Origin of the sequence: Enterococcus sp. AZ141 (assembly GCF_051714385.1) — a bacterium.
GTDB lineage: Bacteria > Bacillota > Bacilli > Lactobacillales > Enterococcaceae > Enterococcus_D > Enterococcus_D entomosocium.
This window is the reverse complement of record NZ_JBIORT010000001.1, coordinates 2,472,499-2,497,249: the sequence shown is the minus strand read 5'-3', so window position 1 is coordinate 2,497,249 and position 24,751 is coordinate 2,472,499. Positions and strand designations below refer to the sequence as shown.

The following is a 24,751-nucleotide window of genomic DNA, read 5'->3' as shown; positions in this document are numbered from 1 at the left end:
AACCTTCCTTTTTTCACCGAATTTACTCTTTGTAAGCAAGATAGTTTGCTGAAAATAAAAAAAATGGTATTTTTATTTTATCAAGTGATAAAATATTAGGAGGAATCGTTATGTTTTTGGCAATCAATGAAATACGCCATTCCAAATTGCGTTACGCCCTAGTCACAGGGGTCATGTTTTTAATCGCCTATTTGGTCTTTTTTTTAACTGGGTTAGCTTATGGGTTGGCTCAAGATAATCGGATGGCGGTCGACAAATGGGAGGCAGATCAAATTTTGTTGACCGAAGAAGCAAATGATAATTTAAACATGTCGATGCTTCCTCGCAGTCTTTATGATGAAGTCGATGCACCAGAAAAAGCAGTTTTGGCGCAAACCGCTGGAGTTGTGACCAAAGAAGACAACGGTGAAAAAGTCGATGTCACCTTTTTCGGCATTGATCCAGATCAATTTTTAGCACCCAATATTACCGATGGCGAGATGTTTGCGTCAGATGATGAAGCGGTCGCCGACAGCAGTATTGAGGAAGAATACGGGGTTTCCATTGGTGACACCATCAAATTAGCAGGCAGTGACAAAAAATTGAAAATCGTCGGTTTTACAGATAACGCCCGCTTCAGTGTCGCTCCGGTCCTCTACACCTCGATCGGTGCCTATCAAGAAATTCGTTTTGAAAAAGAAGATGATTCTGAAAATGCCCGTATCAACGCGATCGTGACTCGTGGCAAAATCAAAGAAGTGCCAGATGATTTGGTCGCTACGGATATCAGCAAATTTATTAATGAATTGCCTGGTTACAACGCACAAGTGCTGACCTTTGGCTTTATGATCGGGTTCTTGATCGTGATCGCTGCCATCGTTATCGGAATTTTCATCTATGTGCTAACGATGCAAAAATCAGAAATTTTTGGTGTCATGAAAGCTCAAGGGATTTCTAGCCGCTACATTGCTTTTTCGGTGATCGCCCAAACGTTCTTATTGGCCACCTCGGGTGTTTTGATCGGTGGTTTGGCAACGATCGGTACCGCCCTCGTGTTACCTGCGGCAGTGCCATTCCAAATCAATCTATTATTCTTTGCTAGTATCAGTGTCATGATGATTCTGATCGCGATGCTAGGTGCTTTCTTCTCGGTGCGAACGATTGTAAAAATCGACCCATTGAAAGCAATCGGATAGGAGGAAAAAACATGAGTGCCATTGAATTCAAACAAGTCAAAAAATCATTTAAAGATGGGGACGCGACCATTGAAGCCTTGAAAGAAACCAACTTTTCGGTAGAAAAAGGCGAATTTGTCGCCATCATCGGTCCTTCTGGCTCTGGGAAAAGTACCTTTCTAACGATCGCCGGTGGTCTGCAAGCCCCCTCTGAAGGCGAAGTGTTTATCAATGACGAACCCTTCAGTAAACAAAAAGAAAAGCAACGGGCAAAAACTCGTTTCAAAAAAATCGGCTTTATTTTACAAGCTTCCAACCTTGTCCCTTTTTTGACGGTCAAAAAGCAACTTCAATTGGTGGATAAGGTCAGCAAAGAACCCCAAGAGCAATCAGCTACTGAATTGTTTGAACAACTAGGGATTGAAAAGCTGCAGAACAAATACCCCGATGAACTATCTGGTGGTGAAAGGCAGCGTGTGGCTATTGCCCGAGCGCTCTATCATGATCCCACCATCATTTTGGCAGATGAACCAACGGCGAGTCTTGATTCAAAAAAAGCCGTCGAAGTCGTCAAAATCTTAGCGAAAGAAACCAAAGAAAAACAAAAAGCCACCATTATGGTGACCCATGATACCCGTTTAACAGATTATTGTGACCGGGTCCTCGTCATGAAGGATGGCGTTTTAGAAGAAAAAGAACACACGAAAAAAGAAGCCGAATCAAGTGATTCGCAGAAGGAGCAAGCATGAAAAAAATTATTGTTGTCGGTGCGGGCGTGTCAGGATTAGCTGCTGCTGTCCGTTTACAAAAACTTGGCTATGACGTCACCCTCTACGAAAAAGAAGGTCAACCTGGGGGCAAAATGAATCAGATCAAGGAAAACGGCTTTACCTTTGATGTGGGACCCACCATCGTGATGATGCCTGAAATTTATCGTGAAGTGTTTGAATTTGCTGGCGTTGATCCGAATGACTATATTCCTATGGAGAAAGTCGATCCGATGCTGCAGCTGTATTTTGCTCAAGACGAACCGCTGACCTTCTCAAACGACTTAGTAGAATTGACCAAAACGCTAGAAGCGATCTCGGAAGAAGATGCTCAAGGCTATTTTGCCTTTTTAGCAGATATTTACAAACGCTATGTGATCGCCAAAGAGTCCTTCATCACCAAGTCGTTTCGGACATGGCGAGACTTTTACAATCCCAAATCATTATGGGCAGGGTTAAAGCTGCGAACGTTTAGTGACGCCTACTCTTCCATTTCTAAATTTGTCAAAGATGATCGCCTGCGAAAATCATTGGCGTTTCAAACCTTGTATATCGGTGTCTCCCCTTACCAAGGGCCGTCCCTTTATACCATCATCCCTATGATCGAGTTGATGTATGGGGTCTATTTCATCAAAGGCGGCATGTATACATTAGCCACTGGTATGGCACGTTTGTTCCAAGAATTAGGCGGAACGATCCATTACAATACCCCAATCGATGAATTATTGATCGAAAACAAGCAAACCAAAGGCGTTCGTGTCAATGGAGAAACGATCACCGCAGATGCTGTGATTTGTGCGGCTGATTTTCCTTATGCTATGGAAAGCTTGATTCCTGATGAATCAAAACGCGGCAAATATACCAATCAAAAAATCGCTTCGATGGATTACTCTTGTTCTTGTTTCTTGCTTTATTTAGGACTGGACAAAAAATATGAAGATAGCGCACTCCATAGCATTTATTTTGCTAATGATTTTAAACGCAATGTAGACGATCTTTTCGAGGCTGGCAAGCTGCCAGAAGATCCTTCCTTCTACTTGTATCGTCCAACCCTGAAAGATGCTTCCTTAGCACCTGATGGTCAAGAAGGTCTTTATGTTTTAGTCCCAGTACCTGAATTATCTAAATTTGATCAATGGACGGATGAAACGATCCAAAGCTACCGCCAGCAGATCATTGGATTATTAAAAGAAAAAACGATCTTTACGGATATCGATGAACACATCGCGTATGAAAAAATGTATACGCCAGATACGTTCAATGATCGGTTCAATGCCTACAACGGTGCGACATTTGGCTTGAAACCAACCTTGGCGCAAAGCAATTACTATCGTCCCCATAATAAATTTGATTATGCAGAAGGCCTATACTTCTGCGGCAGCAGTACGCATCCGGGAGCGGGTGTGCCAATCGTGATGCAAAGTGCCAAGTTAGCTGTGGAGGAGTTGTTAAAAGATGACCGTTAAATCATTAAGCGTCTTTGATGAATACGACAACGATTTTTTATACTGTGAGGCCATCATAAAAAAGCATTCGAAAAACTTTCATACCGCCTTTTCTCAATTGCCAAAAGACAAAGCACGCGCCGTCTATGCCGTCTACGCCTTTTGCCGACGTGCCGATGATGCCGTCGATGAAAAGCAAGACCCATTGTTGATCGAAGCCATGAAAAAACGCTTGGAAGAAATACAAGAACTATTAACCGGCGATGCGATCGACTTGCCGCAAGCCATCAAGGAAGAAGATCCTGATGAAGCCATTTGGCGGGCATTGACCCTTTCTTTCCAACAGTTTGACCTACAGTTTCAGCCCTTTTTCGATCTATTGGTGGGACAAAAACAAGACCTTGACTTCCAGCAGCCCACCTCTGAAAAAGAGCTTTCCGACTATAGTTACTACGTAGCCGGCAGTGTGGGTCTGATGCTCTTGCCGATTCTCTCACAAACAGCCGCTGCGATTCAAGAGCCCGCCATAAAATTGGGTGAAGCGATGCAACGCACCAATATTTTACGTGATATTGGCGAGGATCTGCGAATAGGCCGCATCTATTTGCCACAAACGGTCTTGGCGCAATTCAACCTTTCGCGAGAGGCATTAGCAGCTGGCAATCAAAACCAGCAGTTTATCGAGATGTGGGAACACGAAGCGCAACTTGCTGAGACGCTTTATCAGGAATCTTTTGTCATGATGCCGCAAATCGATGAAGATTGCCGTGAAGCTCTATTAGCAGCTGCTTTGATCTATCGGGAAATCTTGACTGTGATCCGCAAAAACAACTATCAAGTATTTGCTGAAAAAACAGCGGTACCGAAACAACGGAAAATCCAACTTTTGTTTACCGCGAAAAAAATGCTTCGTCAGGAACGTTGGGAGGGCTGACTTTGAACTTGCGAGAAAAAATATTACGAGTGGCAGAGAACCTGTTTATGCAGCAGGGGTATCAAGCAACTTCTACTAGACAGATCGCAGAAGCCGTCGGCATCACCCAACCCAATCTTTATTATCACTTTAAAGGCAAAGAAGCCATCTATTATGAAGTGATGGTCTCTTTGGCACAAGAGGTTTCTGGAAAACTAAATCAGACTGTTGAAGATACTTCCTTGACGATCTCTGAAAAAATCTTAAACATGTTTCTTTTTTTAAGAAGTCGGCATCGCATCAATTTTTATATGATGATGCACGACATTCAGCATACCGTTTCTGAGGACACTTCAAAAAAACTGTACTTGCTTTGGCGGAAAAATTACAAAGAACCGTTTCTTGACTTGTTCCGTCGCAGTGATTCCAATCTTCGTTCGGATGTCGATCCAGAATTTGTTACCAGCCAGTTGTTAGTGCTGATGGCGGCTCACTTGGACTCACCGGGAAAAGAAGACAAAATGCCAGAAGCGATCGATTTGTTTTTATTCGGTGCACTAGGCAGTGGGCCAATTGCGAAATAGCTGGAACGTTGGCTTTTGTCCCGAGAATAATCATTCGACGAATTTCTGACAATCGCGTACACTGATCCAGTAAACAGAAACTTAAAAGGATGGATGTACATGTCAAAAAATCGAATCGAAGCCTTTACGGATGCGGTCATTGCGATCGTAATGACCTTATTAGTACTGGAATTGCACCAGCCCGAAGGCGATACCTTTGCTTCTTTTTTAGGAGTGGAACAGCAATTTATTATTTATTTGATCAGCTTTGTGATGTTAGCGATCTACTGGAACAATCACCATCATCTATTTCAAGTAGTATCTAAAATTGACGGTTGGACCTTGTGGGCGAATCATTTATTGATCCTGGCACTAACCCTCTTTCCTTTTGTAACGTCATGGGTCAGTCGTTATCCAGTCGCTCTTGCCCCTCAACTGCTTTACGGAGCTGTCATTTTATTGACGGATTTCAGCTATTTCCTTGTAGGAAAGTCCTTGGTGCGTGCCAACCCTGACAATCAAGCCATCGTAGAACTGTTTCGCGGATACAAGAAACTCTACTTTACGTTGTTTATCAACGTGCTGGCATTGCTCCTCGGCTGGCTGGTCCATCCACTACTTATCATCACGCTGGATAGTCTCGTGCTATTGTTGTGGGTGATCCCTGAGAAAAAAGTAGAAACCTTTTTAAAACAGTAAATATCCACCCGTGAAACGGGTGGCTTTTTAACAGCCCTAGAAGGGCTCACCACTCGCTAGCCCCTTAAAAGGGGCTTTTTAAATGACCACCAACCGCTCACAGCCCTATCTCTCTTTAACTATTTAAATGGATCTACATACTCTTGTTTACTTATACTATCTCTTATTCGATCATCTGCTTCTTGTTCTCGAATATATTTTTCGATTGTTTTTTGATTTAACCCAACCGTACTCACGTAGTATCCTTTGGACCAAAAGCTTTTATTCCCATACTTATATTTCAAATTCGCATGTTTTTCATGGATTAAGGTTGCACTTCGTCCTTTTAAGTAGCCCATAAAACTAGAAATACTAATCTTTGGTGGTATTCTTACTAATATATGAATATGGTCAGGCATGGCATGAGCTTCAATGATTTCAACATCCTTCATCTCACACAATTTTCTTAATATCTGACCAATACTTACTCTTAACTTTCCATAAATCACTTTTCGTCGATACTTCGGGGTGAAGACTATGTGATACTTACAATTCCATCTGGTATGTGCTAAACTTTTATCGCTAAAGCTATTTCGTCCACGCGTAGAAACGCGCGGTTTTTTTGTTTCGTACGCTACGCGAACGAAACTGACTAAAGTCATTAATAAAAACACTTGCGTCCTTCTCTTGATGGATAACTGCGCAAAAGCAGAACAATCGGCTGCTTTTGCGCAATCATCCATCGCTTTTAGGAGAAGGACGCAAGTGTTTTTTCTAGCGAATCAAGTCTTTCCCAGGTGCCCGTAAGACTTGTTCCACTTGTTCTTTGGTGGTTAATGGGACATCTCCCAGCATCGTATGAGCCAATACAGCATTCGTGATTGCAAAATCAGCAGTGCGTTGGAGCGACCATTTTTCGGCATAGCCTAATAATACACCAGCGGCATAGGCATCCCCTGCCCCGATCCGATCCAATACTTGCAGCAGCTGCGGTGCCGTTTCATAGGCATCCTGCGCCGTAATGATTCTTCCACTGATAAATTGCTTGTCTTCCACGGCTAGACGGCGTGTCCCGCAGAACCATTCTAGTTGATACTGGTCAATAAAGGATTGGATCAACGCAAGCTCGGCACCTTCTGTTTCCTCTAAGGGATATGCCAGCAGCTCCTCCAAGTCACGGACAGAGCCGAAAACTAGATCACAATAAGGTAGAATCGTTTCATACCGTTGTTTTAGTACCTCACGATTTAATTCTTCATTCAAGCTTGGGCGGAAGTTAAAATCAAAGCAGACGCGAATCTGCTTTACATGGGCCTGTTTCGCCAAAGCCAATGCAGTTTGCCAGGTTTTCTCAGTCAAACTAAGAGAGATCCCGCAAATATGAATGAGATCGACTGTTTCTAGAAATCCATCGATGGCATATTCTTCTGGACCTGAAACGCCAAAGGAACTATGATGGCGATTTTGATAAGTCACGTAAGTCGGACGAGCGCCGTAGCCGATCTCGGCGAAATAACTGCCGATATGGCTGTATTTTTTGCCAACAAATGCTGTTTGAATCCCATAGGAACGCAAGCTGGCTTTCGCCGTATCCCCTAAACGGTTGGCTGGCACTTGTGTCAGCATCGACGTCGTTAAGCCGAAATGCGCCAAATTGCCTAACAGATTGACCCCTGTTCCTGTAAAATCCATCCGCAAAGAGTGGGTCTGTTCCAGTGTTCGATATTCTGGTGGCGTCAATCGCATCATTACCTCACCGTAAGCACCGATCCGCATCATTGATCCCTCCCTATTTGGCTGCTGCCAACACCTTTTTCGTCATTTCTGCTAATGTCTGTACATCTTCAGGGCGTGTGTCCCCTGTTTCGCCATCGATGATCGAGCTGTAAATATGTGGAATGATTTTTTTTACTCCTGCATCAACAGCGATCTGCAAGATTTCTTCAAAGTTTTCTAAATCGATGCCGCCGGTCGGTTCCAAATAAAAATCATTCGCAGCACAAGCCTCTGCTACTGCTTGATACTCTGCTTTATGAGCCAACCCTTTCATTGGAAAATACTTGATAGAACTAGCCCCCATGTCTTTTAATAAAGCGATCGCTGTTTCGACGGGGACTTCTGCAGCTGGAGTTTGTGAACTCAATGGTCCAGTAGCAATATTGACATAGCCGACTTTTCCGGTTGGTGAAACAAGGGCATTGACGATCGTTTCAGATTGTCCTAACAAAGCTCGTGAGGTCCCTGCCCCCGTGAATACTTGGTTGACATGCTGTGGCTGTAGAACAGCGGAAATTCGGGAGACCATTTCACTTTGGTTGGGGTCGCCAGCACCAAGCCCTACAGAAAGGGCATTATTTGTTGCCGCTTGATAGTTCTTCATGTCAGCGATAGCCGCCTCATCACTATCATAGTTTTTTGATAAAACACCTAGGACGATGTTGCCCTCTGCTGCTTCATAACAAGCTTTCGCATTTTCAACAGAGTTTGCTAACACATTCAGACAGACACGGTCAGCGAAATAATTGGGTGAAGTTTTCATTTTTGGGTTGCTCCTAACATAATTTCTTGTAAGCGATCGGTGATCACTGCCATTTCTTGTTCATTGACTGCTCGGATATCAAATTCAATAATGCCGTTATTGGCTTGGTATTCACGGGTATAAATCGCTGGTTCTCCCGCTTTTAGCGCGTCGATCACTGCTTTGGCACTTGGTTCTTTCACTTTGACACTCGCTCGATAAATGTCTCTGCCAGCGCTATCTTGAACGATTTTTGCTTCGAAACCAGTGATTTCATTGATTGCCGCAATAAATGGTTGTAGGCGCTCTTGCATCGAAGCGCCAGATTCTGTTCCCTCCGCTAGATAATCCGTCACGGCTTGGGTAAATCCGAGAATATTGTCTTTACCGATTTTCATTGCTCGACCAATACCTTTGGATTGCAGGCGCACCCAAGAGACATAGGGCTGCTTGCCGATCACTAAGCCAGCACTTGGTCCTGACAGTGCTTTCGCACCTGAATAGATCACTAAATCAGCACCTGCTTGGGTATAGGCAAACAAATCTTCCTCAGCAGCCGCATCAACGATCAATGGAAGATCGTATGCCTTGGCAACTTGGGCCGTTTCTGCTACCGTCAGCATACTTTTTTGAACGGTATGATGACTCTTTATGTAGAGGATCCCCGCCGTTTCGGGCGTAATCATCTGTTCAATGTGCTCGGGTGTGCACATATTGGCATAGCCTGCTTCTACGACTTTTCCGCCGCCTTGCGCCACCATCACTTCCACCGGTGTGCCATAATCTACGTTGTGGCCTTTGGGCAAAATGATCTCCCGCTTGCTGATTTTCTCACTGTATGGGTGGTACAAATGATAGCTGTCTCCTTGACCGATGAGTGCCGCCACTGATTGGGCGATTCCCGCCGAAGCGGAAGAAACGATTTGCGCATCTTCCGTTTTCAACAATTTTGCTAAATAGGCACCGGTTTTTTCTGCTAGATCTGCCATTTCAAAGAAATGCTCCCCGCCATAGCGCTGGGCTGCAAGCACGCTTTCGCTGACTTTCGAGACACCTAGAATCGTCATTTTGCCGGAAGCATTGATGACTTCTTTCAAGCCTAGTTCTTCAATATTCAGTGTCAAAAAGTTCCCCTCCTATCACCGCTTTTTGCGGCACGATCTGTTGTGTCGTGATTCGGCGATTGCCGTTAGAATCCGTCAATTCCTTTTCGCCCTCTTCAAAGCGGAAAATCGTAAAATCAGCATCATATCCCAATGCGATCTCGCCTTTGTTCTGTAAATGAAATTGCTTCGCAGGGGCACTGGTCACCTTCTCGATGATCTCACGCCAATCATACCCTACGACCGCTAATTTTTCCATAGTCGTCGCTAAATCAAAAACAGGTCCATTGGTACGATTGCGGATGTAGATATCCGTACTAATGGAAGAAGCCTTTAGCTGATTGGCAAAGGCCGTCTCCGCCACGTCAAAATTGAAACTGTCTGTCCCATGACCAATATCGAAGACCAAGCCTTTTTCATAGGCAGCAAAGACGAAAGGCTTGATGGTTTGGTTCGTCTGATCCAAAATCCCATTGGCTTTGCCGTTAAAGCAATGGGTCACCACATCACCTGCTTCCAATTCAGCGAGAATCTCTGCTAAATTCGGTGGTGCTGAACCAATATGGACCATCAGAGGCAACGGTTGATTTTCAGCTTGGATCGCTTTGGCTAATTTCAACGGCGTGATGCCATTTTCGCCGATCACCGTTTTACTCATTCGGGCTTTGATCCCGACGATAAAGTCAGGAAACTTCTGCAACGCTTCTTTGACCAATTCTTTTTTGACTTTTGACAGATCCGCAAGTTCATCCTGCTCTACGATCCCCCATTTGGAAATATTGACTAAAGCAAAGACATTGGTTTTGGCTTCTTTGGCTAAATCATAAAACCGATGGATATTTTCGGCGCCAGTCGTCCCCGCATCGATAACGGTCGTGACGCCTTGTTTGACACCGATCTCGTCTGGATAATCATAATAGAGCGTCATTTCCTCGAAACAATGGACATGGTCATCGATCCAACCAGCTGACAAGAACTCCCCTTCTGCTAAGGTCAGCTCTTGTTTCGCCTGCTCCTTCAACATGGGTGCCAGAGCAGTGATTTTGCCGTCTTGAATCCCAATATCAAATACTTTTTCATCGATCGTGCGGGCTTGACGAATAATCAAATCAAACATTTCGTTACACCTTCCTCTCTGTGAAAGTGAATTTCGACCAAGGATGGATAAAGGGCAGCAGAACTAACTCTTGTTCGACGATCGAACCGATTTTATTTTTTCGTGGGTCTGAGTGAGGCTCTAGCACTACTTGCAGCTCGTTTTTGTACTTGCCAAAACGATCATTGCCGATCACAACATCCCCTCGTTGAAAGACTCCTTCGTGGTCATGAGCAGGATTGTCATGGTTCTTATACTTTTTACGAACTTCTGTGGAACGGATCATCCGATCGGTGATGTCGCCTCGACGGTAATGCTGCTCGTCCAGGGCGATTTGGCGTTCAACTTCATTGATTTCAGGCACAAATTCAATCGCAAATGCGGTCTGGTAGCGATCAATCGCTCCTAGTGCCGCCAATTCTGCTTCCGAAGCATAAGCATTGCCGATAATGACATCATCAATCAAGCCTGTGGCAAACAAATGCTTTGCGGCAGTTTCTACAGGCATTCTTCGGTGCATTTCTAAGGTCGGTAAGCCATCATTGATATCCCAAGGTCCGATCGTTCCCGTTTGAGAAGAGATAAATGCGGCGGTTCGAATGCCTTTTTCCTTGAAACGACGACTGCATTTTTCAAAGAAATCATAGGGTAAGGCAGTCCCTTCTTGCGGATAGAAATTGTGGCAGCCGTATAAGTAAGGAATGTTGGCTTGATAGGTCAAAATATTGTCTAAATACGCCACATCATTGCTCATATTCAATTCAACAGCTAAACCAAAGGGATTATAGGTCAACATCGCTTCTTTGTTGCCGTCAAAACCTAAATCTAAACGAATTCCATCGGCACCTAGTTCATGGAAAAAGGTCAAATCATCATAGGAGATGCCTAGTTCAGAAAAGATGGCTGGTGCCACGTCTAAAATCGTTTCATAGCCTAATCCTTTGGCAAAATCAATCAACGCTTTAAATTTTTTCTGCACGTTTTCTTTGCCGTCACTCACTTCCAACATACTCATAAAAATGCGGCTAAAGCCATAATCATGGGCTAATTGCAGATAGGCTTTATCTGTTTCAAAATCACTGTGATCGGGATACACCGATACTCCTAGTTTTCTTTTCAACTTATCTCATCCTCATTTCTTCATAAAAAGCAGTAAAACGTGTCAGTAAAATCGAACTGCAAACAATCGTCGCCGTCATCGTCAAAAATGGTCCCCACGGAAACTGACGGCTCAGTAGGATCGCTGCAGCAACGCCAAGAATCCCGAACAAAAGCATCCGCCAAAACGGCACTTCTTGAATTTTTTTCCCTTGTGCTGATTTTGTTAACCAAATTTGACAACCAAAAAATAAACAAATGGCATAAATCCCCATGTTTGCACCTCACTCTTTTTTGTTTTGCTTAAGCGGCTGTTTCTTCTTCTTGCTCTCGAGCAATCTGCTGTTTCTCAAAGACTTTAAAGAATGGGTAATAGATTGCGAGTGTGATAAAGAAGTTGACGATCACTAAAATCGCTGCTGCGATACTCCAGTCCGTACTCATCCAGGCGGCGATTGGTGCTGGAATGGCAAACCCAAGTCTGGCAGCCATCATCGGTACAACACCGGTAATGGTAGCGAAGTAAGAAATCGTTGTCGTAATCAACGGTGCCACCAAGAAAGGAATACCTAAGATTGGGTTCATTACGATCGGTGCACCGAAAATCACTGGTTCATTGATATTGAATAGGCCTGGCAAGATGGACAAACGGCCCAATTGTTTCAAGTATTTTGATTTGGAGAAGAAGAACAAAACGACCAACGCTAAGGTCGTACCGGCTCCACCGATCCATACGAACCATTGTAAAAATTGTTCCGTAAAAATATTAGGCAATTCATGCGCATTGCCAGATGCTTGGAAGGCTTCCATATTTTCAGCGATGGAAATATCCCAGAAGGGACGAATGACAGGACCCATGATGGCTGGTCCATGAATTCCCAGTACCCAGAAGAAACAGATCAAGAAGACAGTCAGCAAACCACCAAACAAGCTATTACCAGCAAGCACGTCTTTTAACGGCATCAACAAGTTACTTAAAAAGCCATTGATGTCAAAGCCTAACATATGACGGATCACCCAGAACAAAATCAGGATCGCTCCTCCAGGAATCAACGCCATGAATGAATTCGTCACTTCTGGTGGCACGCCATCTGGCATTTTGATGGTAATGTTTTTTACGATAAAGAAACGATAGATTTCAACGGACAAGATTGCCGTGACGATCGCGCCAAACAAAGAGCCGGAGCCTAGGTTGGCCACATTGATATAACGTCCCGCATCAATGATACCTTCCACAGAATCAAAGACTCGCAACGGTGGTGCAGCGGTTACAAGAAAGGACATCGTTGCTAAAATACCCGCAGTCAATGAATCCAGCTTGTAGCTTTTGGCTAGCGATGAAGCAATCCCATACGTTGCATACAATGCCAATAACCCGACTGTATAACGAAAGGGAATATCCAAAACTTCCCGATACGGTTCGATCACGGCAGCGACTGATTCGATGGGAAAATTCAGTAAGATCGTGAAGAACGACCCAACGATCGTTAATGGTAAAGTAGCGATGATCCCCTTACGAATCGCTACCATGTGCCGTTGCATCCCCACTTTATTTGCAATCGGCATCAATTTCTGTTCAATAAATTCTACAAACCCTTTCATAATTGCCTCCTTAGTTTATAACATTATAATGTTTATACAAGGATAATAGCACATAGGATCAAGGTTCGTAAATAGTTTTTTAAACAGTAGATAGAATAATCTTTTCGCAATAACATTTCTTACAGTAACCATCAAGCGTCCTATCGTTGTCCTTTCGGTCGATACTGATACATAAATCGATTTTGGATGACGGTACAATTGATGATAAGTAACAAAATGAAAACTGGCGCCAAAGGAGTGCGGATCAACAGGAAAAACAAACTGAGTAAGAAAAGTAAGGAAACAAGTAATAGTTTCCAAAAAGACAGCGTGATTCTAGCATTATTTTTTTCTAAAAGAAGATGGGTCAGAAAAATCAAGAGCAAACAACTCACTACTAGAACCATTCTACTCACCTTCTTTAACTGTTTCTAGCTCTTGCGCCACTTGAAGTTTCTCAAATGCTTTGAAGAATGGATAATAAATCGCTAACGAAACGAAGAAACAGACGAAGACCATCAAACAAGCAACCCAATTCCAATTTGAGGTAATCAATGCGCCAAGAGGTGCGGGAATTGAAAATGGTGGTTTGACCATCATCTTAGGCATCCAATTTAAAGCGGTAACGATATAAACTATAATGGTATTAGCAATTGGCACTAGAATAAAGGGAATCGCCAATAGCGGATTCATTACAATCGGTGTCCCAAAGATCATTGGTTCATTAATATTAAAAATTCCCGGTAAAATGGAAAGACGCCCCAATTGTTTTAAATAGTTTGAACGGGAGAACATAAACAAAACAACCAATGCAAGCGTTGATCCTGTTCCACCCATTTGGGCATACCATTGATAAAATTGCTCGGTAAAAAGATTTGGTAGATCAAAGGCAGACATCCCATTTTGGAACAATTCTGCATTTTCTAAAATTGCCTGATCCCAAAACGGGCGAATGATGGGACCTAAAACGGCATGGCCATGAATACCCAATACCCAGAATACACAGATTACAAATTGTGTGATGATCCCACCAATCAAATTATTTCCCGTTAAGAACCCTTTTAAAGGAGAGATGGCGATCGTCAACAATCCATTTAAATCAAAACCAAAAAAGTGTCGCGGAATCCAAAAGACTAAGATAACTAGCAAGGTTGGTAGGAGTGCCGCAAAGGATTCGCCTACCACAGGAGGTACGCCTTCTGGCATCTTGATTTCCAAGTTTTTTGCTTTCGTAAAATGATAAATCTCTACTGAAACTAGCGCCGCAATGATCGCACCGAATAGTCCTTGTGATCCAAGTGAAGCGATGGGTAAATACCTTCCTGCAAGTACGGCATCTCCTGTCGTGCTGATGCCTTCCGCCAAATTGATTGGAACGACCATTAAAATCGTCGCTAACATGGATAAAAACCCACTTGTTATCCGATCGAGTTTGTAACTTGCACCTAAGTTGGAGCCGATCGTAAATGAGGCATAGAGAGACATTAGCCCCACTGTAAATCGAAAAGGAATGTCAAGTGCCGGTAAATAAGGAGCGACCCATTCGGTATAACCAGGAATCGGCAAATTTAAAATAATGGTGAAAAAAGAGCCAACGATCGTGAGCGGCAAAATAGAAATCAACCCATTTCGAATTGCCTGCAAGTGCCGCTGCTGTCCAATAGCATTGGCAATCGGTAATAACTTCATTGCAACCGAGTCTAAAACTTTCATTATAAAAACCTCCTAAAATTCGTTTGAAAAACCATTTCTTTGAATCACTTCTTTAAACCATAGACCAGACTTTTTCACCGTTTTTTCTCCTGTTTCTAAATCTAAGCGATAAAAGCCATAGCGATTTTTGAACGCATTTTGCCAACTCCAACAGTCCACAAATGTCCACATGTGATACCCCAGACAGTTACTCCCCTCCGTCATTGCTTGGTGAAGCTCAATTAAATGCTCTTTTAAAAAAGCAATCCGATAGTTGTCTTGTACTTGCCCCCCTTCGATAAATGTTTCTTCTCCCTGAATCCCGATGCCATTTTCTGAAACAAACCAATCAATATTCCCGTATTCTAACTGGATTTTTTTGGCGATATCATACAAGCCATGAGGATAAATCTCAATCCCCCTTGAAGTATTCATCCTTCTGCCGGGCATCTCGTAATCATCGTAAAACCATTCTGGCGAAAAAACTCCCTCGGGATTAGGCAATGATTCTTTGGCTTTCACTCGCCGTGGACGGTAATAATTGATCCCTAACAGATCAATCGTTGTTTCAGCAATCAAGGCAAGATCCTGTTCTTCCACTCGTGGCATTTGGTCGTAGCACGTTAAAATAGCCTTTAACTCTTGAGGGTAACGACCTTTTAATATCGCTTCATTAAGGGAGCGAGTATAGAAGAGGTCTGCCATTTCCGCTGCCTTTAAGTCGGCAGGATGCTGGCTTCTTGGGTAAACTGGGATCACATCCATGATGATACCGATTTTTCCTTGATAAGTTCCTTGTCGAAAGACCTTAACTGCCTCACAGTGAGCAAGGATGATATGGTGAAGTACTTGTGCCGCTCGTTTAAAATCAACTACATAAGGATAGTGCCGGTCATGCAAATAGCCGGCTTCTGCTGGAATCATCGGCTCATTAAAGGTAAACCAGTACGCAACTTTCTCATGAAATAAATCAAAACAAATTTTCGCATACGCCCGATACGCTTCGATGACCTCACGATTTTCAAATCCGCCGATTTCTTGTAATTTCATTGGCATGTCAAAGTGATAAAGATTGATAAACGGTTTGATGCCTCTTTGATTTAATCCATCAAGCATTCTGGTATAAAAGTCAACTGCTTCTGGATTGACTTCCCCTGTACCTTCGGGAATAAGACGTGACCAAGAGATCGAAGTCCGAAAAGAATTAAAAGAAAGTGCCGCCATTCGATCCAGATCCGCTTCCATTTCCTGATAAAACCTTGATGTATGTTCTGTTGTAACTCCTTCAAAAAACCGATGGTTATAGTTTTTTGACGCATAATCCCAAATGTTTTCTCCTTTCTTGTCTCCAGCTATCGTTCCTTCTGATTGTGTCGCACTCGTTGCTGCACCCCAGAAAAAATCCTTTGAAAAATTATACTCCATGTCGCCCTCCTACAATTCCTTTTTTACTAAGCGAAGCATCCGCTTACATTGTTGAACAACGAAAGTATAGCATGAAGTAAAATCAATATAATGTTATAATCTGAAATAGAGAACGTTTTCACCCTTGTCATTTGTTCCACAAAAAAAACACTTTGTTACGGAGGTGCATCATGCTTTTTCTTGACTACAATCCTGAACTTACTGCACTAGAATACGAGGTTTACCGATTTGTATCAAAAAACTTGGCTTCAGTATCTAAAATGAAGATGAAAGTACTTGCCAAAGAGACCCATACCAGTACTGCTAGTATTAGCCGCTTTTGCAAAAAATTTGAATGTGATACGTTTACCGAATTTAAGATCAATTTGCGCTTTTACTTAGATTCTCTCGTAAAATCCAAAATATCCGATAGTGATGAGTCCCAAACAATTGATTTCTTAAAGCGAGTAAACCAACCCTTTTTATCTGAAAGAATCGATCGAGCAACAGAGATTCTTAAGAACAAAAGCTTTGTGCTATTTATTGGATCAGGCTTATCTGAAACGATTGCGGAATATGGCGCACTCTATTTTACTGACTTGGGAAAAACGGCATTAAAAGTTGACGATCCCTCAAATTATCCTATCGACTGGTTTCCAGAAGACATATTGTGCAAAACCGGTATCATTGTTTTGTCGATTTCTGGGGAAACACAAGAAATGATTCGATACTTACAAAAGTTAAATCAAAAAGATTGTCAGATAATTGCCATCACGAATACGGAAGATTCAACCATCAGCCAGTTATCCGACTTAACGGTGCCCTATTACATTGAAAGAGAGACCATTTTTAAAGCTAGTCAAAAAAAAGAGAAAACCATTGAACTGACTTCTCAGCTACCAGCAATCTATTTAATTGAAAAAATTGCCAAAAGAATACGCCTATCAGAAGAACTTCTCTGATAGGCGTAGGTAGTTTTAATTATTCAGCGGCCTTCACAATCAGTAACTAAATCAAATAAAAGTTCCACCAAATAAATGGCTGGAATTTGTGAGGACAATGAATCAGCTTCTTGATTATCGGAATAATAATAAGCAAAATTTCGCTCAGATAGTTTAGCAATTGACGTTGTTGAACGATTTGTCAGTGAAATGGTTGAAATTCCAGCGAGGCTACATTCAGTGATCAAAGATTCAAGGAATGGATCGGCGCCTTTATTAGAAAAGACTAGCAACGTGGTTTCGCTACTTAAGGTTCGCCAAACGGATTTAATCGATGTTGCTTCTTCCTCTACGCTCACGATCTTATCTAAACGTGCAAACTTTTGTTGGGCATAGCTCAAAGCAAGTGTCGATTCCCTATCACTGGCTAAGATCAAAAGTTTTGCTTTACTTATTCGTTTGGCGATCGTTAATAATGTTTCTCGATAGAAGGATTCATCCATACGTTCAAAAAAATAGTGCAGGGCTTTTTTATCTTGTTTGAATAATCGATCAGTCTTTCCTTGTTTCTGTAACGTCTTTTTCAATTTGATTTTAAATTCTGAAAAACCTTCGCAATCAAATTTTCGACAAAACCGCAGAACAGTCGTTGAGCTAGTTTTTGTTGTATCAGCCAGTTCACGAATAGACATCGAACAGACTTCTGCTTGCTGATTTAAAACGTATTGAAATAGTTGCCATTCTTTCTTACTGAACGACTTATTCTTGGCAGTGAGTTCCATTCGTTTTCTCCTTGTTACGCCCCTTCGTCTCCAGCAATCTTCTTCTCATAAATAAAATCATCCATAACAAATCCCGAACCAATCGTAACGGTGCGTTCAGAAACGCGTTCAAAGCCGCGATGTTCATAAACAGCGATCGCCTGCTGATTTTGTTTGTTGACGTTTAAATGCAACGTTTTGCCTGAGGCGATTTCCTCATACCAATCAAAGACTTGGCTGGCATAGCCTTTGCCTCTTGTGGATAGGTGGAGATACAATTTACTTAAATAAATCTGCTGCGGCGTTTCTTCATACGCTGTATACCCCACTGCTTGGTCACCTTCCATTAGTAAAAGATAGACGGCTCCTTGCTGGACTTCGTTTTGAATCGCTGCTGGTGATTGATAATGAGCCAGCATATACGCGACTTGATCCGAACCAATGATTGGTGTAAACACTTCTGGCCAGATTTCTTTGATCAAACGATCCAACGTTTGGAAGTCTTCTGGTGATTGAATGATTTTTTGTGTAATTGCCATAAGAATCCCTTCTCTCTGTTGCTGTGCGAAACAGAAACTCGCTTATAAATATCTCTATTATAAGGGAAGAACCAAAAAAAGAAAGGGCACGTTGAATAAAGATTCTTAAAAGTTTCAAAAGATGGTAAACTAGAAGTGAAAAAATGGCTACAAAAAGGAGGTAGTAATACGATGCAACTCTTACAACTACTTTTACTGGCAATCATTTTTGTTTCTTTCTTCATGGTGTTGATTACACGGGTTTTATCGATGACCAATGGCTTGATCTTTTCTCGTTCTCCTCAGCAATTTAAAGCACACGCTCATGATTCTAACTATTAAAAAGAACGACAAGCAGGCAAGCGCTTGAAAGAGATTATATTTCGAGGCATTATTCCTTTAGGAATAGCCTCTTTGCTCGTCTATGGATTAACCGCACTATTAAACGTCCTTTAAAAGTTTTTAAAAAGACTTGAACAAATCAAAAAAAACCAGCATCTTTTCCTGTTGATCAATGCTCCTTTCGCTTTCGCTGTGGGGAACATCAATGCATAAGATGCCGGTTTTTTTTATTTGCTTACTGCTGCTTTAGAGGCTTGAACTTTTTTCAGTAAAGCGAAGAGGACTTGGCTATCATCGATAGCCGCAATATATTGTTGGCAAATTGCCATCATTTCTGTTTCATCCATTTTATCTAAAGAAATAACTAATTCATTTTCTACTACCTGCTTATTATTCATAGGGCTCCCTACTTTCTTCCTTTGTTACCTCTAGTTTGCCATGAATGAGCAGGTTCCGTAAGAACTTTTCAGTTTACAAACAGGAAACGGGTGGTTTACATCCTTGTCCTATCAAGGTTTTGACAGAAAATTTATTCGGTAGCAGGCTCGATGTGGATGTCAGTATCAAACACCTGAAAACGATCAGCTAAGAGATCTTCAATAGCATCTGCTACGTTATGACTCTTTTCAACCGTCAAAGATTTGTCCATCGTCACGACGACATCGAGAAAAACATTGGCGCCATACATTCTTCCTCGAATCGATTTGACAGATTTCACTTCAGAAAAACCAGCGATTGCCGCTTCATACTCCACGACTAACGATTCATCAAACCCATCAGAAAGTGAAAAGGCACTCTCGCGAAAAATGTCAACGGCGGTTTTGATAATCAAAAGAGCTACCACGATCGCAGTCAAACTGTCTAACCAACCGATACCAAATGAGGCGGCAAAAATAGCGATCGCCGTTCCAATACTCGTCCACGCATCGCTGCGGTTGTCTTTCGCAGCTGCTAGCAAAGCGGAGCTTTTTACGCGAGCGGATAATCGCTTATTGTAGTAATACATACCATACATCAAAATAGCTGAAATGATACCGACGACTGCCGCAATCATATCGGGACTTTGCGTTTCACCGAGTAGAATCGTTTGAATGGAGGACCATAAAACCTGCAGACCGACCGCCAGCATAATCAAGGATGTTACGAGACTCGCCACATTTTCTGCTTTCCAATGACCATATTTATGGTCTTCATCTGCTGGCTTTTGAGCCAAACGCAAACCGATCAAAACAGCGATAGACGCTACGATATCCGTCGCATTGTTTAATCCATCCGCCCATAATCCTTCAGAGTTTGCCAAACGACCAATAACTAGTTTGGCGATGGAAACAAAAATGTAGGCAACGATACTTAAGATGGCGCCTCTTTCTGCTTGTTTTAATTCTGCATATCTTGTTTGATTCATGTCATCCCCTCCAATTAGTCAACTTGAAAATAATAGCTGAAATTTTCATCAATTGCATCATTTATTTGAGAGATTTTATTTTTTAGGAGTGGCAAACATTCACTTCTAGTGAAACGAATTTCTGTTCTGAGGCTACCAAAAAACAGGACTCCCAAGGGAATCCTGTTTTTGCTTTTTTTCTTTCACAAAGAATCGCTGCTACTCGTTCACCAGCAGCTGTCGATTTCTTTCACTAAATTTCTCATTATGGGAAGAAACCATCGCTTGTGGGACACTAGCGGGCTCTAAATACTGTTTGATCTGGTTAACTGCTTGCGCAGCATCTTGAAAGGCGCCTGCCAAAAGATTCACTTTGCCTTTGAAGTAATGGATGTCACCAGCTGCAAACACACCGGGATGGCTGGTTTTTGTTGGAATCTCACAGTTCAAATAAAAATCTTCATGACGTGCGAGATCAAAGGAAACTTTATCTAACAAGGCACTGTCCCGGTCATAGCCATGTTGGATCAACAAATGATCGCATAAAAAATCGATCGTTTCTTGGTTAGCACTGTTTTTTAATCTTAGAACCATATTGAAGGTTTCGGCTTGATTCACCCCGTCAATCGTGTGATTCATCAGCACTTGAATCCCTTCTGCTTTCATCTTCTTTACTTGTGCTTCATGGGCCTTCAATTTCTCGCCCCGATAACAAAGCGAAACTTTTGCCCCATAAGACGCCGCTTCAATCGCATAATCAACTGCTGCATCCCCGCCGCCAGAGATCACAAGATGTTTGCCTTGGATCGCTTGCTGGTCAGGAAACTGATAGTGGATATAGTTGTCGACATTATTATGGATGAAACAAGGCAATTTTTGCGGAGAAACGACACCGCCGCCAATACAAACTAAAACGGTGCGTCCAACATGGGTCCTCCCTTGGTCATCCACTGCATAAAAAAGATCGTCTTCCTTGGTCAATTCGATGATTTTCGTTTTCAGATAGATCGTTGGATCAAACAACTTAGCCTGTTCAATCAAGTGTTCTTTGACTTTCTTCCCCTTGGTTGGCGGCAATGCACCCACATCCCAGACCATTTTTTCAGGATAAAAATTGATCTTCCCGCCTAATTCGGCTTGTGCTTCAAACAATACGACCGATAGATCACGTAATCCAGCATAAAAACTCGCATAGAGCCCCGTGGGCCCTCCTCCGATAATCAGAACATCTGCTATAGTGGTCATTGGCTAGCCTCTCTCTCATAAATGAAAATCATTCTCAATTAGTTAGTTCGATTATAGTCAACGAAACCGTGTTTGTAAAGAATTTTCTGAAAATAAATTAATTAACTTAGCCGATTATTTTTATTTACATTGTAAAGAAAAAAGCCTTTTCCTAAATATCTGCTAAAGAAAAAATGAGTAGAATGTTATTTTTTCTCATTTTATCTAGTGATATGTTTGTGATAGCTACTGACTTCAAGGTATACTCTTAGAAAGTAGGTGAAAAAATGGAAGTTGAAAAATGTTACGCACCCTTACCGGATGGGTCTGTCCTCTATTACGAAAAAACCGGTTCAGGATGCCCTCTTTTTTTATTGCACGGAAATGGCGGTAGCAGTGCCTATTTCTCAAAGCAGGTCGACGCATTGCGACAAAAACATCAATTGTACTTAATCGATAGCCGTGGGCATGGCAAGTCCACTAACACACAGAAAAAGATCGATTTTTTTAAAATGGCAACGGATCTTTTAGCAATCATTCAGCAAGAAAATTTGTCTAAAATCGCCCTATTAGGATTTAGTGATGGGGCTAATCTAGCAATGGTCTTTTGTCATCTTTACCCTGAGTATGTTAGTTGTATGATTTTAAACTCGGGCAATACTGAGCCACGGGGAGTTAGACTCTTTTCTCGAATGGGGAGTGTCTTGCAATATCTGATCGTTTGGCTTTGTTCCCCATTCTCAAAAGGAATGCGGGGCTTTCTCCCTATTTTGGGATTGTTGTTTCGTCCAATCGGTTTATCTACAGCCGATTTGAATCACCTCAGTGTGCCGACATTGATTTTGGTCGGCAAACGTGATTCGATCAAACTTTCCCATTCTTTTTATATTGCAAACAGTATCCCTCAGTCCAATTTTATCGTCGTCAAAGGACAAGGACATAGTTTTGCACGAAAGAATCCAGAGGTATTTAACACGAAAGTATTATCTTTTTTAGAAAAGGTCGGTGAATAACTATGAGAATCTTTACTTGGCTCCGCGACCACCGCTCACTGTTTAAAACACTCTTCTTGATTGCAGTAGCCGTGATCGTGTTGGGCGAACTGCTTTCATTAAGCAAGACGATCTCCATTGATCAATTAAAAGAGTTGTTTGCGCAACTGGCACTTTGGCGAGTGGCATTAATGGCTGTCATTGGGTTATTATGTGTCTTGCCAATGGTCTTATATGACATTGTCTTGAACCGCCTATTAGGGGACAAACCTGATCGCCGTTATTTGCTGGAAACCAGCTGGATCATCAACACTATGAACAACTTAATCGGCTTCGGCGGCTTCATCAGCATCGGATTACGCTCGGAATTTTACGGCAAAGGAAAAAAAGGCAAAGAAGTTGCCCAAGCAATTTCGAAGATTTTTATTTACCTGATGTCTGGTCTTTCGATTTTATCCCTTGCTGCACTAGCCTTCGTCTTATTTGGTCCAACGACAGATTATCTGCAACAGTATTGGATCTGGCTTTTAGGTGGTAGTCTTTATTTTCCAGTTGTCTATGCCCTTAGTTTTTCCAAAAAAAATGCTTACTTAGGTGGACTGCAACGGCGTGATCGTCTGCAGTTGATCGCCGCTTCCTTATTAGAATGGCTAGGTGTTTTTGCAGCCTTCTTTACGACTGGTCTCTTGATGGGCATCTCGGTGGATGTGTTTCAATTGTTGCCACTTTTCATCGCTGCCTCCGTGATTGGGATCGTTTCGATGATTCCCGGAGAACTTGGAACCTTTGATGTAATGATGATCATGGGAATGGGCTCACTGCAGATTCCCCGTGAAAGTGTCATTGCTTGGCTGTTGCTTTTCCGCCTGTTTTATTACATCATTCCCTTTTTGATCGGTTTGCTTTTTTTCTCAAAAAATGTCGGCGTCTCCCTCAACCAGCGCTTTTCTGGTATTCCAAAAAGCTTGTTGTTGGAAGTGTTCCACAAGATCGAAGTGTTGCTGCTTTATTTGACGGGAACGATGTTGGTGCTCTCCGCCACGATTCCAGAAGCCTTTGATCAAATCAAATGGTTAGCCCACCTCAATCCGATTCGCTTGAATTTTGTGATGCAGTACCCGAGTATTTTTCTCGGTTACCTCTTTTTAATTGCCGGTCGAGGGATATCTGCCCGTGTCAGTCGCGCGTACGTGCCGACGCTTTTGTTGATTGCAGCAACAATCGGTTATGCTATTTTTGCGGGCTTCCGTTTTTCGACCATGCTGTTTCTTCTATTATTATTAGCAATCATGATTTTTTCAAAAAGCGAGTTGTTCCGTAAACAACTCGTCTTCTCGTGGGAATGGCTGACGATCGATGGTTTGTTAATTGGTTCGTTGACGATCCTCTATGTCATTATCGGGGTCTACAATATGCCTCATATCAATCGACATCCAACGCATCACCATTCGATGGATTTTTTGCTTTTCCCTTCTGAAAAATTATGGCTGCAAGGGTTCGTTGCGATTTTATTCGTCGCCATTGCGATGCTGCTGTTTGCCCGGTACTTGATGGGACCAAAACACCAATTAGGCGTCAGTGCTGCCACTGATAAAGTGAAACATGTTTTAAATACTTACGGTGGCAACAGCGACAGCCATCTGGTGTATCTAAAAGACAAGAAAGTATACGTGTATCCAGAAATTGGCGAGCCGACGGTCTTTTTTCAATTTACGACCTTTAATAACAAATGTTTAGTCATGGGGGATCCTTCTGGGAAGCAAGCAGACTTTCCACAGGCACTGGAAACTTTCTTAACAGAAATGGATCAATGGAATTATCTGCCGGTCTTTTATGAAAGTAGTGAAGAAATGGTGATGCTGCTGCATGAATTTGGGTATGACTTTATCAAATTCGGTGAGAAAGCTTATGTGGATCTACCTAGCTTCACCCTCTCAGGAAAGAAAATGAAGGGACAGCGGGCATTGAACAATAAGATCACTAAAGAAGGCTTTACTTTTGATGTGCTCACCCCTCCCTTTTCAGCCGAAACATTTGCAACGCTTAAGGAAATTTCTGACAACTGGCTAGATGGACGGAAAGAAAAAGGGTTCTCCCTTGGGTTCTTTTCAGAATCCTATCTAAGCACCGCACCAATTGCTGTCGTCCGTAATCAGCAACAGGAGATCGTCGCATTCGCTTCCTTTATGCCCACCTATCAAACAGGCCTAGCATCCATTGATTTGATGCGCCACGATCCTGAAAAAGCGCCGAATGGAACGATGGATTTCTTGTTTATTCAGCTATTCGACTATTTTAAAGAACAAGGCTACCAACAATTTGATTTAGGCATGGCACCATTAGCCAACGTTGGTACTTTCCGCAGCAGTTTCTTGCAAGAGCGGATCGCCTATCTCGTTTACACCTTTGGTTCTCGTTTCTATTCTTTTGAAGGGTTACGCGAATACAAACAGAAATATGCCGCTTCTTGGTCCCCTCGCTACATTTTATACTCTCGGGATAGTTGGATCGGGTATGTCATGATGGCCCTCTTGATCGTCGATAATCAATCGGCGGAAAAAACGAAGTAAAAAAGGT

25 protein-coding genes are annotated in these 24,751 nt (G+C 42.4%); 10 read left to right on the top strand and 15 right to left on the bottom strand.

Annotated elements, in window-relative coordinates:
* Window positions 1-110: 110 nt before the first annotated feature.
* From IGI89_RS11470 to IGI89_RS11445, 6 genes are all read left to right on the top strand, one after another.
* The gene (locus tag IGI89_RS11470; RefSeq protein WP_438735681.1) at window positions 111-1,175 is read left to right on the top strand and encodes an ABC transporter permease; all 1,065 of its coding nucleotides are present in this window, start codon (window positions 111-113) and stop codon (window positions 1,173-1,175) included.
* A gap of 11 nt (window positions 1,176-1,186) precedes the next feature.
* Window positions 1,187-1,903 (top strand): ABC transporter ATP-binding protein, encoded by a 717-nt coding sequence (locus IGI89_RS11465; RefSeq protein ID WP_005235241.1) that lies wholly within the window; start codon window positions 1,187-1,189, stop codon window positions 1,901-1,903.
* Window positions 1,900-3,387, top strand: coding sequence for a phytoene desaturase family protein (locus IGI89_RS11460; protein ID WP_438735680.1), 1,488 nt, complete (start codon window positions 1,900-1,902; stop codon window positions 3,385-3,387). The genes IGI89_RS11465 and IGI89_RS11460 overlap by 4 nt, the downstream gene beginning before the upstream one ends.
* Window positions 3,377-4,300, top strand: a complete 924-nt coding sequence (locus tag IGI89_RS11455; protein ID WP_005235237.1) for a phytoene/squalene synthase family protein — start codon at window positions 3,377-3,379, stop codon at window positions 4,298-4,300. The genes IGI89_RS11460 and IGI89_RS11455 overlap by 11 nt, the downstream gene beginning before the upstream one ends.
* A gap of 2 nt (window positions 4,301-4,302) precedes the next feature.
* On the top strand, window positions 4,303-4,863 hold the full coding sequence (locus tag IGI89_RS11450) for a TetR/AcrR family transcriptional regulator (protein ID WP_008378578.1): 561 nt from the start codon (window positions 4,303-4,305) through the stop codon (window positions 4,861-4,863).
* A 99-nt stretch (window positions 4,864-4,962) separates the two neighbouring features.
* Complete coding sequence (locus IGI89_RS11445) at window positions 4,963-5,541, top strand: TMEM175 family protein (RefSeq protein ID WP_034872253.1); 579 nt, start codon at window positions 4,963-4,965, stop codon at window positions 5,539-5,541.
* 119 nt (window positions 5,542-5,660) lie between these two features.
* Here IGI89_RS11445 and tnpA read toward each other — a convergent pair whose 3' ends face one another.
* From tnpA to IGI89_RS11395, 10 genes are all read right to left on the bottom strand, one after another.
* Entirely contained in the window at window positions 5,661-6,194 is a 534-nt protein-coding gene (gene tnpA / locus IGI89_RS11440) for an IS200/IS605 family transposase (RefSeq protein ID WP_438735679.1), read from the bottom strand.
* Window positions 6,195-6,294: 100 nt separating this feature from the next.
* The gene (locus IGI89_RS11435) at window positions 6,295-7,299 is read right to left on the bottom strand and encodes a sugar kinase (RefSeq protein ID WP_005235232.1); all 1,005 of its coding nucleotides are present in this window, start codon (window positions 7,297-7,299) and stop codon (window positions 6,295-6,297) included.
* Window positions 7,300-7,309: 10 nt separating this feature from the next.
* Window positions 7,310-8,059, bottom strand: a complete 750-nt coding sequence (gene dagF / locus IGI89_RS11430; RefSeq protein WP_005235231.1) for a 2-dehydro-3-deoxy-phosphogluconate aldolase — start codon at window positions 8,057-8,059, stop codon at window positions 7,310-7,312.
* Entirely contained in the window at window positions 8,056-9,162 is a 1,107-nt protein-coding gene (locus IGI89_RS11425) for a DgaE family pyridoxal phosphate-dependent ammonia lyase (RefSeq protein WP_438735678.1), read from the bottom strand. Before IGI89_RS11425 ends, dagF begins: the two co-directional genes overlap by 4 nt.
* Window positions 9,146-10,258: an amidohydrolase/deacetylase family metallohydrolase gene (locus tag IGI89_RS11420; RefSeq protein ID WP_005235227.1), complete on the bottom strand. Its 1,113-nt coding sequence runs from the start codon at window positions 10,256-10,258 to the stop codon at window positions 9,146-9,148. Before IGI89_RS11420 ends, IGI89_RS11425 begins: the two co-directional genes overlap by 17 nt.
* Window positions 10,259-10,262: 4 nt before the next feature.
* Window positions 10,263-11,357: a DUF871 domain-containing protein gene (locus IGI89_RS11415; RefSeq protein ID WP_061054292.1), complete on the bottom strand. Its 1,095-nt coding sequence runs from the start codon at window positions 11,355-11,357 to the stop codon at window positions 10,263-10,265.
* Window position 11,358: 1 nt separating this feature from the next.
* Window positions 11,359-11,610 carry a hypothetical protein gene (locus IGI89_RS11410; RefSeq protein WP_087663962.1) on the bottom strand — a complete coding sequence of 84 codons (252 nt, stop codon included), beginning with the start codon at window positions 11,608-11,610 and terminating at the stop codon, window positions 11,359-11,361.
* A gap of 28 nt (window positions 11,611-11,638) precedes the next feature.
* Window positions 11,639-12,937, bottom strand: a complete 1,299-nt coding sequence (locus tag IGI89_RS11405) for a PTS sugar transporter subunit IIC (protein ID WP_005225702.1) — start codon at window positions 12,935-12,937, stop codon at window positions 11,639-11,641.
* Between the two features lie 387 nt (window positions 12,938-13,324).
* On the bottom strand, window positions 13,325-14,629 hold the full coding sequence (locus IGI89_RS11400) for a PTS sugar transporter subunit IIC (RefSeq protein ID WP_008378600.1): 1,305 nt from the start codon (window positions 14,627-14,629) through the stop codon (window positions 13,325-13,327).
* A gap of 12 nt (window positions 14,630-14,641) precedes the next feature.
* Window positions 14,642-16,033: a glycoside hydrolase family 1 protein gene (locus IGI89_RS11395; protein ID WP_438735677.1), complete on the bottom strand. Its 1,392-nt coding sequence runs from the start codon at window positions 16,031-16,033 to the stop codon at window positions 14,642-14,644.
* 170 nt (window positions 16,034-16,203) lie between these two features.
* On the opposite strand from IGI89_RS11395, the gene IGI89_RS11390 reads away from it, so the two are divergent.
* A complete protein-coding gene (locus tag IGI89_RS11390; RefSeq protein WP_438735676.1) occupies window positions 16,204-16,974 on the top strand; it encodes a MurR/RpiR family transcriptional regulator in 771 nt (256 codons plus the stop codon).
* A 23-nt stretch (window positions 16,975-16,997) separates the two neighbouring features.
* On the opposite strand, the gene IGI89_RS11385 is transcribed toward IGI89_RS11390, so the two are convergent.
* Both IGI89_RS11385 and IGI89_RS11380 read right to left on the bottom strand, forming a co-directional pair.
* Window positions 16,998-17,735: a MurR/RpiR family transcriptional regulator gene (locus tag IGI89_RS11385; protein ID WP_086373076.1), complete on the bottom strand. Its 738-nt coding sequence runs from the start codon at window positions 17,733-17,735 to the stop codon at window positions 16,998-17,000.
* Between the two features lie 14 nt (window positions 17,736-17,749).
* Entirely contained in the window at window positions 17,750-18,253 is a 504-nt protein-coding gene (locus tag IGI89_RS11380) for a GNAT family N-acetyltransferase (protein ID WP_005235209.1), read from the bottom strand.
* Window positions 18,254-18,424: 171 nt separating this feature from the next.
* Between IGI89_RS11380 and IGI89_RS11375 the strand changes: the two genes are divergently transcribed.
* Window positions 18,425-18,574 carry a hypothetical protein gene (locus tag IGI89_RS11375; RefSeq protein ID WP_438735675.1) on the top strand — a complete coding sequence of 50 codons (150 nt, stop codon included), beginning with the start codon at window positions 18,425-18,427 and terminating at the stop codon, window positions 18,572-18,574.
* 227 nt (window positions 18,575-18,801) lie between these two features.
* Here the strand turns inward: IGI89_RS11375 and IGI89_RS11370 are convergent, their stop codons facing one another.
* The 3 genes from IGI89_RS11370 to IGI89_RS11360 all read right to left on the bottom strand — a co-directional run bounded on the left by IGI89_RS11370 (window position 18,802) and on the right by IGI89_RS11360 (window position 21,203).
* Window positions 18,802-18,972: a hypothetical protein gene (locus IGI89_RS11370; RefSeq protein ID WP_005235207.1), complete on the bottom strand. Its 171-nt coding sequence runs from the start codon at window positions 18,970-18,972 to the stop codon at window positions 18,802-18,804.
* A gap of 131 nt (window positions 18,973-19,103) precedes the next feature.
* A complete protein-coding gene (locus IGI89_RS11365) occupies window positions 19,104-19,979 on the bottom strand; it encodes a cation diffusion facilitator family transporter (RefSeq protein ID WP_005235206.1) in 876 nt (291 codons plus the stop codon).
* Between the two features lie 198 nt (window positions 19,980-20,177).
* Window positions 20,178-21,203: an NAD(P)/FAD-dependent oxidoreductase gene (locus IGI89_RS11360; RefSeq protein WP_086299335.1), complete on the bottom strand. Its 1,026-nt coding sequence runs from the start codon at window positions 21,201-21,203 to the stop codon at window positions 20,178-20,180.
* 266 nt (window positions 21,204-21,469) lie between these two features.
* Between IGI89_RS11360 and IGI89_RS11355 the strand changes: the two genes are divergently transcribed.
* Both IGI89_RS11355 and mprF read left to right on the top strand, forming a co-directional pair.
* On the top strand, window positions 21,470-22,195 hold the full coding sequence (locus tag IGI89_RS11355) for an alpha/beta fold hydrolase (protein WP_008378615.1): 726 nt from the start codon (window positions 21,470-21,472) through the stop codon (window positions 22,193-22,195).
* A gap of 2 nt (window positions 22,196-22,197) precedes the next feature.
* Complete coding sequence (gene mprF, locus IGI89_RS11350) at window positions 22,198-24,744, top strand: bifunctional lysylphosphatidylglycerol flippase/synthetase MprF (RefSeq protein ID WP_005235200.1); 2,547 nt, start codon at window positions 22,198-22,200, stop codon at window positions 24,742-24,744.
* The last annotated feature ends 7 nt before the right edge of the window (window positions 24,745-24,751 follow it).

Bases quoted from the DNA above. Each gene is read 5' to 3' on its own strand.
- IGI89_RS11470 (WP_438735681.1), top strand. From the start codon at position 111: ATGTTTTTGGCAATCAATGAAATACGCCATTCCAAATTGCGTTACGCC.
- IGI89_RS11465 (WP_005235241.1), top strand. From the start codon at position 1,187: ATGAGTGCCATTGAATTCAAACAAGTCAAAAAATCATTTAAAGATGGG.
- IGI89_RS11460 (WP_438735680.1), top strand. From the start codon at position 1,900: ATGAAAAAAATTATTGTTGTCGGTGCGGGCGTGTCAGGATTAGCTGCT.
- IGI89_RS11455 (WP_005235237.1), top strand. From the start codon at position 3,377: ATGACCGTTAAATCATTAAGCGTCTTTGATGAATACGACAACGATTTT.
- IGI89_RS11445 (WP_034872253.1), top strand. From the start codon at position 4,963: ATGTCAAAAAATCGAATCGAAGCCTTTACGGATGCGGTCATTGCGATC.
- IGI89_RS11435 (WP_005235232.1), bottom strand. From the start codon at position 7,299: ATGATGCGGATCGGTGCTTACGGTGAGGTAATGATGCGATTGACGCCA.
- dagF (WP_005235231.1), bottom strand. From the start codon at position 8,059: ATGAAAACTTCACCCAATTATTTCGCTGACCGTGTCTGTCTGAATGTG.
- IGI89_RS11420 (WP_005235227.1), bottom strand. From the start codon at position 10,258: ATGTTTGATTTGATTATTCGTCAAGCCCGCACGATCGATGAAAAAGTA.
- IGI89_RS11410 (WP_087663962.1), bottom strand. From the start codon at position 11,610: ATGGGGATTTATGCCATTTGTTTATTTTTTGGTTGTCAAATTTGGTTA.
- IGI89_RS11405 (WP_005225702.1), bottom strand. From the start codon at position 12,937: ATGAAAGGGTTTGTAGAATTTATTGAACAGAAATTGATGCCGATTGCA.
- IGI89_RS11400 (WP_008378600.1), bottom strand. From the start codon at position 14,629: ATGAAAGTTTTAGACTCGGTTGCAATGAAGTTATTACCGATTGCCAAT.
- IGI89_RS11395 (WP_438735677.1), bottom strand. From the start codon at position 16,033: ATGGAGTATAATTTTTCAAAGGATTTTTTCTGGGGTGCAGCAACGAGT.
- IGI89_RS11390 (WP_438735676.1), top strand. From the start codon at position 16,204: ATGCTTTTTCTTGACTACAATCCTGAACTTACTGCACTAGAATACGAG.
- IGI89_RS11385 (WP_086373076.1), bottom strand. From the start codon at position 17,735: ATGGAACTCACTGCCAAGAATAAGTCGTTCAGTAAGAAAGAATGGCAA.
- IGI89_RS11380 (WP_005235209.1), bottom strand. From the start codon at position 18,253: ATGGCAATTACACAAAAAATCATTCAATCACCAGAAGACTTCCAAACG.
- IGI89_RS11375 (WP_438735675.1), top strand. From the start codon at position 18,425: ATGCAACTCTTACAACTACTTTTACTGGCAATCATTTTTGTTTCTTTC.
- IGI89_RS11370 (WP_005235207.1), bottom strand. From the start codon at position 18,972: ATGAATAATAAGCAGGTAGTAGAAAATGAATTAGTTATTTCTTTAGAT.
- IGI89_RS11365 (WP_005235206.1), bottom strand. From the start codon at position 19,979: ATGAATCAAACAAGATATGCAGAATTAAAACAAGCAGAAAGAGGCGCC.
- IGI89_RS11360 (WP_086299335.1), bottom strand. From the start codon at position 21,203: ATGACCACTATAGCAGATGTTCTGATTATCGGAGGAGGGCCCACGGGG.
- IGI89_RS11355 (WP_008378615.1), top strand. From the start codon at position 21,470: ATGGAAGTTGAAAAATGTTACGCACCCTTACCGGATGGGTCTGTCCTC.
- mprF (WP_005235200.1), top strand. From the start codon at position 22,198: ATGAGAATCTTTACTTGGCTCCGCGACCACCGCTCACTGTTTAAAACA.